This window comes from Nocardioides sp. NPDC023903 (assembly GCF_040639295.1).
Taxonomy (GTDB): domain Bacteria; phylum Actinomycetota; class Actinomycetes; order Propionibacteriales; family Nocardioidaceae; genus Nocardioides.
The window spans coordinates 170,042-180,226 of record NZ_JBEZZS010000010.1 but is presented as its reverse complement, the minus strand read 5'-3'; the positions used below and the strand labels follow the sequence as shown (position 1 = coordinate 180,226).

The following is a 10,185-nucleotide window of genomic DNA, read 5'->3' as shown; positions in this document are numbered from 1 at the left end:
CTTGTCTGCCACCCAACTCAAGTAGAACGGCAGGCTCGAAAGTGTGCTGTTGACGCGTTGTGTCAGTTCGTCCATTCTTGCTTCGACTTTATCGACGACCGACCGGAGTGACGTCTCGGCCTGCGGGGGCGACGTCTCGGCGAGGTGGAACGCTTGTCAGGTGGGCCGGATCCCGGGAAGGGGAGCGGGGATGGATATTCTGGCGACGTGTTCTGGAGAAGTCTGAGCGAGGTGCCCGCCGACCTCGGCCGCACCTGTGTCGTGGTCGGCAACTTCGACGGCGTCCATCTCGGGCACCAGCATGTGCTGCGCCGGGGGCGCGAGGTGGCGGACGCCAAGGACCTCACCCTGGTGGCGGTGACCTTCGACCCGCACCCGATGGCGGTGCTGCGGCCGGAGCACGCCCCTGGTGTGCTCACGAGGATGGAGGAGCGCGCCGAGCTGCTGCTCGCGGCCGGTGCCGACGCAGTGCTCGCGCTGCCGTTCGACATGGAGATGGCCAACTGGTCACCCGACGACTTCGCCCAGCGCGTGCTCGTCGACGCGCTGCACGCCGAGGCGTGCGTGGTCGGTGCCAACTTCCGCTACGGCTGCAAGGCCGCCGGCGACGTGGCCGACCTGGTCGCCTACGGCAAGATCCACGACTTCTCCGCCGAGGGGATCCCGCTCGACGGTGGGCCCCAGGTGTGGTCCTCGACCTATATCCGTACGTGTCTGGCCACCGGTGACGTCACCGGTGCCGCCGAGGCGCTGGGCCGTCCCTACTCGGTGCGCGGGGTCGTCGTGAAGGGCGACCAGCGTGGCCGCGAGCTCGGCTTCCCGACGGCCAACGTGCCCACCGACTCGCTGACCGCGGTGCCGCCCGACGGCATCTACGCAGGCTGGCTGACGCGGCGCGACACCGGCGAGCGGTTCCCCGCCGCCATCTCGGTCGGCACCAACCCCACCTTCGAGGGCGTGGTCGGGCGCCGGGTCGAGTCGTACGTGCTCGACCGCGATGACCTGGAGCTCTACGGCGTCGAGGTCGAGGTCGCCTTCGTGGAGCGGCTGCGCGGCATGGTCGCCTTCGAGGGGATCGACGCGCTCGTCGAGCAGATGCGCGCCGACGTGGTGCGGGCACGTCCCATCCTTCAGAAGAGTCTTACCGAGCCGTAGACCCCGCGGCCTGTTCAGCGGGGTCAGGGTGCGGTTGAATTGTTTGTCATGGATCCCCACCCCAACCCAACGTCCGCATACGAGACCGAGGTCGAGGCCGACCGCCCCCGCGGCGGCATCCCGGCCTTCCTCAACGCGGTCCTGGTCACCGGTGGGCTCTGGGTCTTGCAGTTCCTCTCCGGCTCCGCGCCGTTCTCGACCTGGATCGAGGAGAACGGCACCGGCTCGCCCAGCTGGGTGGCCGCACTGCTCGGGGACCGGCTCACCTACTTCGGCGAAGGTTCCTTGAGCGGCCTCTTCTCCGGCGACGACCTGGTGCACTCCGCCGTCCTCACCGGCACCGTCTTCGTGCTCACCTGGCTGCTGACCTGGCTCTGCACCATCGGCATCTGGCCGCGGGCGTTCTGGCCGGTGTTCCTCGGCTGCTGGTTCGCCGCGATCGTCGCCACCGCCGCCGGGCAGGTCGCCGGGAGCCTCTACTCCTACCTCGCCGGCAGCTCCGACTCGTTCGTGGTCACGCTCGGTGAGGCGCTCGAGTCGGGTGCCGCGTACGGGCTGACCTACGGGTGGGCGATCGGGTTCCTGATCGCGCTGATCTGGCTCGCGGTGCCCGGAAAGAGGGACGAGGTGGAGGAGTACACGCCGATGTCCTCGCTCATCTCCGGTGGTCCGAGCGGCCCCGGTGGTCCCGGCGGCCCCAGCGGCCCCGGGGGAGCGCCCGGTTACGGGCAGCAGCTGCGCTCGAGCGTCGCGGTGCCGACCGCCCAGACGAGACTGGCCCCCGCCTCGCCTTCCGGGCAGCCCGTTCAGCCCGTCCAGGTGCGCACCTTCACCGGACCCACCCGCGCGTCCGGGCCGGCCGGCGACACGGCCGCCTGGAAGGACTTCGTACGCGACGTACGAGGCCGGTCGTAGGCCGAGTGGTTCCTCGACGCCGCTGAGCTCCTCGGCGGCGCGCGGTGCAATGCTCTGGCAAGTAGTGCGCACTGCGTAGTAGTGTGCGAAGCATGGATACCACCCAACTGCTCAAAGGGGTGCTCGACCTGACCGTCCTGGCCGTCGTCGACGGCGAGGACGCGTACGGCTATGACATCGTCCGCAAGCTCCGCGACAGCGGGCTCACGGACGTCGGCGACGCGTCGGTCTACGGCACCCTGCGGCGGCTGTACGCCGCGGGCGCCCTGACCTCCTACGTCGTGCCGTCGGAGTCCGGTCCGCACCGCAAGTACTACGGCATCACACCTGCCGGGCAAGGCCAGCTCAAGCAGCAGAGCGAGGACTGGTCCCACTTCTCCACCACCGTCACCGAGATCCTCCAAGGGGCAAGCGCATGACGACCACAGATGCCGAGGCGAACATCGCGCCGGAGGTGCGGCTCTTCCTGGCTCGCGTACGCCGCGAGCTCGCCGACCTCGACCCGGAGGTGCTCAGCGACATCACCGACGGTCTCGAGGCCGACTTCACCGAGCTCGTCGAGGAGCGCGGTCCCGATGCGCTCGGGGATCCGGCCGAGTACGCCAAGGAGCTGCGGGCCGCCGCGGGCATCCCCGTGGGCGTGAAGGCGCCCCGGGGTTTCGCGGAGCGGGTCGACGGACTCCTGGACGCCGGCCACGACCGCTTCGACAAGGCGGTCGCCAAGCTCGGTGAGCTGCTGCGTACGGACCTGGCGCCTGTGGTCGCCTGGCTGCGGCCGCTGTGGTGGATCGTGCGTGCCTGGGCGGCGGCCTGGCTGGTCTCGGCGGTGTTCGGGTGGGGGATGTCGAGCGCCCCGGCGGTCGTGCTGCTCATCGTCGCGGTGGCGGTCAGCATGTTCATCGGCGCCGGCCGCCTCTGGCCCGGTGGAGAGCGGGGAACCGCCGCACGCGTCGTGCTCCTGGGCCTGAACCTGTTTGCCGCGTTCGTGCTCTTCATGACCTGGGCGAGCGGGGGTGGCGGCAGCACCGACTACGACCGTGGCTGGAGCGAAGGCTTCAACGAGGCCGGCGCCGGCTACGGTGCACCGATCGAAGAGCAGGCGGGGATCTACTCCGACGGCAAGTGGGTCAGCAACATCTACCCGTACGACGCCTCGGGCAAGCCGTTGACCGGCGTCCAGCTCTTCGACCAGGAGGGAAAGCCGATCGACGTCGTCACCCAGCCCGACTGCACCTCGACGACCGCGGCCCCGCTCCCGCCGGTCACCGGCGACGAGCTCGACATGGCCGAGGTCGTCTGCACCGACGAGATGACCGGCGAGCCGCTGCAGGCGCGGATCTTCTACCCGTGGTCCAACGGTGCCGCGCAGCTCTACAACGTCTTCCCGCTGCCCAGCCGGGTCCAGCCGGGCACCGCGCTCGACCCGAACGCGTTCGCGGACGGGAGCGAGGACGCACCGGCGATCCAGGAGCCGCCCCTGGCGACCGTACCGAAGGCCTCGCTTCCCGGGATCACGACGACCTCGCCGAGCGCGTCACCCAGCGCCTCGCCGAGCGCCGCTGAGAAGCCATGAGCTGACCGATGCAACCAAACCCGGCCCCACAGCGTCGAACCCAGTGGCGGGAGAGACGAGGGGGAGTTCGATGAAGTTCTGGTGGAGGTTGCGCCGGCTGGTGGCGCGTCTCGTGCTCGTGGCGTGATCCGGCGGCGATTCGGGGCGTACGCCGGCTCGCTGTTAATCTTCTCGGGTTGTCGGCCCATGGGGGTCGGCGGCTCAAGCCGTGAAATCGGCCGCGGACCAAGAGTGCCCCGGTGAACAGGCCCGGGCGCGCCGCGCAACGAGTTAGGCCCACGGGCCGGAAGGGAGCCTTCGCATGGCAGTTGGAACTGACGCGGAGACCAAGAAGAAGATCATCGCCGAGTACGCCACGACCGAGGGTGACACCGGCTCGCCGGAGGTGCAGATCGCGCTGCTGTCGCACCGCATCTCCCACCTGACCGACCACCTCAAGGAGCACAAGCACGACCACCACAGCCGTCGTGGTCTGCTGCTGCTCGTCGGCCAGCGCCGCCGCCTTCTCAACTACCTTCAGAAGAAGGACATCGAGCGCTACCGCTCGATCATCGAGAAGCTCGGCCTTCGTCGTTGATCTCTTGATCTTCGTAGCAGCGGGCCGCCCCCAACGGGGGCGGCCCGTTCGCCTGTTTTAGGGAAGGTTGGGCCTCAGCGGTACCTCTTGGGGCATTCCTGCTGCGATCACGGGTGAATCAGGCGCAGTCTGGAAACCGTGCATCGTCATATCGCAGGCAAGCTGACCGGACCCAAGACCAAGTACGTCGTCGTGCTGTTCTGGCTGCTCGCCGTGGTCGCCCTCGGCGGTTTCGCCGGGAAGCTGACCGAGGTGCAGAACAACGAGGCCAGCTCATGGCTGCCGGCATCGGCGGAGTCGACCCGCGGGTTCGACAAGATGAGCCCGTTCCAGGACCCCAACGCGATCCCCACCACGCTCGTCTACACCTCGACCAGCACCACCGGAGCCGACCTTGCCGCGGTCGCCTCGGGTGACATCGCCGAGCTCGGCAGTCTCGACGGGGTCGAGGGCGAGATCGAGCCACCGCGGTTGTCGGAGGACGGCGAGGTCGCCCAGCTCACGGTGACCTTCAACCTCGGCTCGGACGGCTGGGCCAAGATGCCCGGCCTCGTCGACGAGGTCCGCGGGATCGCCGACCACGACGGCGTACAGGTGCACGTCACCGGTCAGGGTGGCTCCGCGGCCGACGCGGCGGAGGCCTTCGGCGGCATCGACACGACGCTGCTGCTGGCCGCGCTCGCGGTGGTCGTGGTCATCTTGTTGTTCGTCTATCGCAGCCCGGTGCTCTGGCTCTTCCCGATCATCTCGGTGGTGGTCGGGCTGGGCGTGACGATGGGTCTGGTCTATTTCCTGGCGAAGAACGCGGGGCTGACCGTCAACGGCCAGAGCCAGGCCATCTTGAGCATCCTGGCGATCGGTGCCGGCACGGACTACGCCCTGCTGCTGGTCTCGCGCTATCGCGAGGAGCTGCGCAACTTCGAGGACCGTCACGACGCGATGGCGCATGCCCTGCACCGTGCCGCTCCGGCGATCCTCGCCAGCGCGGTGACCGTCATCCTGGCCATGCTCTGCCTGACCTTCGCGGAGATGAACTCGACCTCTGGGATGGGGCCGGTCGTGGCCGTCGGGATCGGGGTGACCTATCTGGTGATGGTCACCCTGCTGCCTGCCCTGCTGGTCATCTGCGGCCGGTGGGTCTTCTGGCCGATGCGTCCGGCGTACGGATCGGCGGAGCCGACCGAGACCGGTCTGTGGGCGAAGGTCGGCGACAGGGTTTCGGTCCGGCCACGCAGGGTCTGGGTGGTGACGACGGGCCTGTTGCTCCTCGCCTGCCTCGGCCTGTTCCGGCTCGACGCCAACGGACTGGCATCGGACGAGACCTACACCAAGGAGTTCGACTCGATCACCGGCCAGCAGGTGCTGGTCGACCACGACATGGTCGACCAGTCCAACCAGCTGCTCGTGGTCGCCGACGCGGCGGCGCAGGAGCACGTGCAGCAGGCGCTCGACGACGTCGACGGGCTGGTGCCCACCGTGACCCCGGCGGGGGAGATGGTGAGCTTCCCGCTCGGCCCGCCGCAGGACGGTGTGGTCGCGATCGCGGCGGTGGTCGACGCGGACGTGACCTCGCCCGAGGCGTACGACATCGTGTCTGCGGCGCGCTCTGCGGTGCACGAGGTGGACGGCTCCGGCGCCTTGGTCACCGGCACCTCGGCGATGATGCTCGACACCCTCGAGGCCAGTCAGGGCGACAACTTCGTGATCATCCCGATCGTTCTGCTGGTCGTTCTGCTGGTGTTGATGGTGCTCCTGCGGGCGCTGATCGCCCCGTTGATCCTGCTCGGCACGGTGATCCTGTCGTTCGGCGCGGCACTCGGCATCTCGGTGCTTCTCTTCGAATTCGTCTTCGGCTTCGCCGGCACGGACCCGGCGTTCCCGCTGTTCGCCTTCGTGTTCCTGGTCGCGCTCGGCATCGACTACAACATCTTCCTGATGACCAGGGTGCGTGAGGAGTCGCAGGTCCGCGGCACCTGGGCAGGGTCGCTGGTCGGCCTGACCTCGACCGGTGGCGTGATCACGTCGGCGGGCGTCGTCCTCGCCGCGACGTTCCTGGTGCTCGGCTCGCTGCCGATGGTCTTCCTGGCCGAGATCGGGGTGACCGTCGCGCTCGGAGTCATGCTCGACACGATGATCGTCCGGTCGATCCTGGTCACCGCCATCAACCTCGATGCCGGCGACCGGATCTGGTGGCCGAGCAAGCTGGCGAAACCTAAACAAGAGTAAGTTGGTCATGTTAATGTTCGGGCCATGACGTCCCCAGGCCTGAACCGACGCACCTTCCTCACCACCGCGGCGCTCGGCGCGGCGGCGGTGGGCACGACCCAGGTCACCGAGTCGGTCACAGCCGGCGCCGTCGCGGGCGCCCCGGCGATCCTCAAGCCGCTGCCTGTCGAGCGGTTCATCGATTACGGCACCAACGCCGAGACCCGCTGGGACTCGGTCGACCCGCGCCGCTACCTGACCCCGCAGGCCGACCTGTTCGTGCGCAACCACACCGCGACGCCGCAGATCGACCCGGAGACGTACGAGCTGGAGATCTTCGGCGACGGGCTGCGCGACCCCGCCGGCGTCAAGCTCACCCTCGACGACCTCAAGGCCTTCCGGCACGTCGAGACGACCTCGGTCCACGAGTGCACCGGCAACGGCCGCAGCTTCTTCACCACGCAGCAGGGCCAGGAGGTCAGCGGCACCAAGTGGACGCTCGGCGCCGTGGGTGCGGTCCGCTGGAAGGGCGTACGCCTGAGCGACGTCCTGACCGCCGTCGGCATCCGTCAGGACGCGGTCTCGGTGCAGGCGAGCGGGCTCGACGCCAGCTACGTGGACAAGGGCGTCGACTACGGCCGGGTGCGGCGCCCGTTCCCGATCGAGAAGGCCTTCGACGACGCCCTGCTCGTCTGGGGTGCCAACGGCGAGGACCTGCTGCCCGACCACGGCTTCCCGCTGCGGCTGGTGCTTCCCGGCTGGATCGGCATCGCGAGCATCAAGTGGCTCGGCTCGCTGGAGGTGTCCGCGAGCGTGCTGACCTCGCCGTGGGACACGAAGTGGTACAACGTCGACGGCCCGCTCACCGTCAACCCGGTCCGCTCCGCCCTCGAGCTCGAGTGGAACGCCGAGATCCCGGCCGGCGACCGGATCGTGCTGAGCGGCCGCTCCTGGTCCGGCAAGGCGCCGATCGCGCGCGTAGAGATCAGCACCGACGGGGGAGAGACCTGGACGACCGCGATCCAGCACGCGCCGGGCCGCCCCACCGGTGGCCACGGCCTCGGCTGGGCGCAGTGGGACCACACCTGGCGCAACCCCGAGCCGGGGGCGTACGAGATCCTCGTCCGGGCCACCGACCGGGCCGGCCGCACCCAGCCCGACGTCGCCGCCCACAATCCCGGCGGCTACCTCTTCGACGCCGTCGTGCGCCACCCCGTCACCGTCGTGTGATCTCCTCGCGAAGGCACGCGCGTGCCTCCGTTCCGCATTTCGGGCAGGGGACGGATAGGCTGAGCGATGAGTGCTAGCGCCATCCGCGCGGGCACTCGGAAAATGGAACACATCACCAGGAGCGGCCCGCCCGTCCGGCTCGGTCCTCGGTAGTGATTCCCAGGTCCGTCGCGGACCTGAGGGTCTCGATCGAAGACCGGCCCCGTGCACAACGAGTGCACACGCCCGGCGCGGGGGCGCTCCGAGACCTAGACAAGGACGAATCCTTGACTGAACCAGTCATCACTGCCGTCGAGACGACCATCGACAACGGCAAGTTCGGCACCCGCACCGTCAAGTTCGAGACCGGGCTGCTCGCCCGGCAGGCCGCGGGTTCCGTGACCGCCTACCTCGACGACGAGACGATGCTCCTCTCGGCGACCACCGCCTCCAAGCAGCCGAAGGACCACTTCGACTTCTTCCCGCTCACCATCGACGTCGAGGAGCGGATGTACGCCGCGGGCAAGATCCCCGGCTCGTTCTTCCGTTCCGAGGGTCGCCCGGGCGAGGACGCGATCCTCACCTGCCGCCTGATCGACCGCCCGCTGCGCCCGACCTTCAAGAAGGGTCTGCGCAACGAGGTCCAGGTCGTCATCACCGTCATGGCGCTCGACCCTGACCAGCCCTACGACGTGCTCGCGATCAACGCCGCGTCGATGTCCACCCAGCTCTCCGGCCTGCCGTTCTCCGGCCCGGTCGGCGGCGTGCGCGTCGCCCTGATCGAGGGCCAGTGGGTCGCCTTCCCGAGCCACAGCCAGCTCGAGAACGCCGTCTTCGACATGGTCGTCGCCGGCCGCGTCACCGACACCGGCGACGTCGCCATCATGATGGTCGAGGCCGAGTCCACCGAGAAGACCTGGGACCTGGTCCAGTCCGGTGCCCAGGCGCCGACCGAGCCGATCGTGGCCGGTGGTCTGGACGCCGCCAAGCCGTTCATCAAGCAGCTGGTCGAGGCCCAGGCTGAGCTGGCCAAGCAGGCCGCCAAGCCGGTGCAGGACTTCCCGGTCTTCCTGGACTACCAGGACGACGTCTACGAGGCCGTCGAGGCCACCGTCGGCGCCGACGTCACCGACCTCTACAGCGTCAAGGGCTCGCGCGAGCGCGTCCTGACCAAGCTGGAGCGCGAGGAGGAGGGCGACCGGATCAAGCTCGCCCTGCTCGAGAAGATCGGCGCCCAGTTCGAGGGTCGCGAGGGCGAGATCGGTGCGGCGTACAAGGCCATCACCAAGCAGGCCATCCGCACCCAGGTCCTGCGTGACAAGGTCCGCATCGACGGCCGCGGTCTGGCCGACATCCGGCCGCTGCACTCCGAGGTCGGCGTGATCCCGCGGGTCCACGGCTCGGCGCTCTTCGAGCGCGGCGAGACCCAGATCCTGGGTGTCACCACCCTCGACATGCTCAAGATGGAGCAGCAGCTCGACACGCTCTCCCCGGAGAAGCACCGTCGTTACATGCACAAGTACATCTTCCCGCCGTTCTCCACCGGTGAGACCGGTCGCGTGGGCTCGCCCAAGCGCCGCGAGGTCGGCCACGGTGCGCTCGCCCGTCGCGCGCTCCTGCCGGTGCTCCCGAGCCGCGAGGAGTTCCCCTACGCGATCCGCCAGCTCTCCGAGGCGATGGGCTCCAACGGCTCCACCTCGATGGGCTCGGTCTGCGCCTCGACGATGTCGCTGCTCAACGCCGGTGTGCCGCTCAAGGCCCCGGTAGCCGGCATCGCGATGGGTCTGATCTCCGGTGAGATCGACGGCGAGACGAAGTACGTCGCGCTCACCGACATCCTCGGTGCCGAGGACGCCTTCGGCGACATGGACTTCAAGGTCGCCGGCACCGCGGAGTTCGTGACCGCGCTGCAGCTCGACACCAAGCTCGACGGCATCCCGGCCGAGGTCCTCGCCCAGGCCCTCAACCAGGCCAGGGACGCGCGTGCGACCATCCTGGATGTCATGCACGAGGCCATCGGCGGCGTCGAGGAGATGGCTCCGACCGCTCCGCGGATCATCACCGTGAAGGTCCCCGTGGACAAGATCGGCGAGCTGATCGGGCCCAAGGGCAAGGTCATCAACCAGATCCAGGACGACACCGGCGCCCAGATCTCCATCGAGGACGACGGCACGGTGCTCATCGGCGCGACCGACGGCGGTGCCGCCGAGGCCGCCCGCGCGGCGGTCAACGCGATCGCCAACCCGACCATGCCCGAGGTCGGCGAGCGCTACCTCGGCACGGTCGTGAAGACGACCAACTTCGGTGCGTTCGTCGCCCTGCTCCCGGGCAAGGACGGCCTGCTCCACATCACCAAGCTGCGCGCCCTCAACGGCGGCAAGCGGGTCGAGTCGGTGGAGGACGTCGTCGAGGTCGGCCAGAAGATCCAGGTCGAGATCGCCGAGATCGACGACCGCGGCAAGCTCTCGCTGGCCCCGGTACTCGAGGAGGAGGCTCCTTCCGAGGAAGCTCCTGCGGAGACCGCCACCGAGGCCGCAGACGAGGAGTGACC

8 protein-coding genes are annotated in these 10,185 nt (G+C 69.0%); all 8 read left to right on the top strand.

What is annotated here, in order from left to right; all coding sequences use genetic code 11:
• Positions 1–207 precede the first annotated feature (207 nt).
• Positions 208–1,155 (top strand): bifunctional riboflavin kinase/FAD synthetase, encoded by a 948-nt coding sequence (locus AB0F44_RS13685; protein ID WP_357356174.1) that lies wholly within the window; start codon positions 208–210, stop codon positions 1,153–1,155.
• A 48-nt stretch (positions 1,156–1,203) separates the two neighbouring features.
• Complete coding sequence (locus AB0F44_RS13680) at positions 1,204–2,070, top strand: hypothetical protein (RefSeq protein ID WP_357356172.1); 867 nt, start codon at positions 1,204–1,206, stop codon at positions 2,068–2,070.
• Positions 2,071–2,162: 92 nt separating this feature from the next.
• Positions 2,163–2,489: a PadR family transcriptional regulator gene (locus AB0F44_RS13675; protein WP_350661617.1), complete on the top strand. Its 327-nt coding sequence runs from the start codon at positions 2,163–2,165 to the stop codon at positions 2,487–2,489.
• Positions 2,486–3,643, top strand: coding sequence for a hypothetical protein (locus AB0F44_RS13670; protein WP_357356170.1), 1,158 nt, complete (start codon positions 2,486–2,488; stop codon positions 3,641–3,643). The genes AB0F44_RS13675 and AB0F44_RS13670 overlap by 4 nt, the downstream gene beginning before the upstream one ends.
• A gap of 301 nt (positions 3,644–3,944) precedes the next feature.
• A complete protein-coding gene (rpsO, locus tag AB0F44_RS13665; protein ID WP_008363208.1) occupies positions 3,945–4,220 on the top strand; it encodes a 30S ribosomal protein S15 in 276 nt (91 codons plus the stop codon).
• Between the two features lie 138 nt (positions 4,221–4,358).
• Positions 4,359–6,446: an MMPL family transporter gene (locus AB0F44_RS13660; protein WP_357356168.1), complete on the top strand. Its 2,088-nt coding sequence runs from the start codon at positions 4,359–4,361 to the stop codon at positions 6,444–6,446.
• 24 nt (positions 6,447–6,470) lie between these two features.
• Positions 6,471–7,655: a sulfite oxidase gene (locus AB0F44_RS13655; RefSeq protein WP_357356166.1), complete on the top strand. Its 1,185-nt coding sequence runs from the start codon at positions 6,471–6,473 to the stop codon at positions 7,653–7,655.
• A gap of 266 nt (positions 7,656–7,921) precedes the next feature.
• The gene (locus AB0F44_RS13650) at positions 7,922–10,183 is read left to right on the top strand and encodes a polyribonucleotide nucleotidyltransferase (protein WP_357356164.1); all 2,262 of its coding nucleotides are present in this window, start codon (positions 7,922–7,924) and stop codon (positions 10,181–10,183) included.
• Positions 10,184–10,185: the final 2 nt, after the last annotated feature.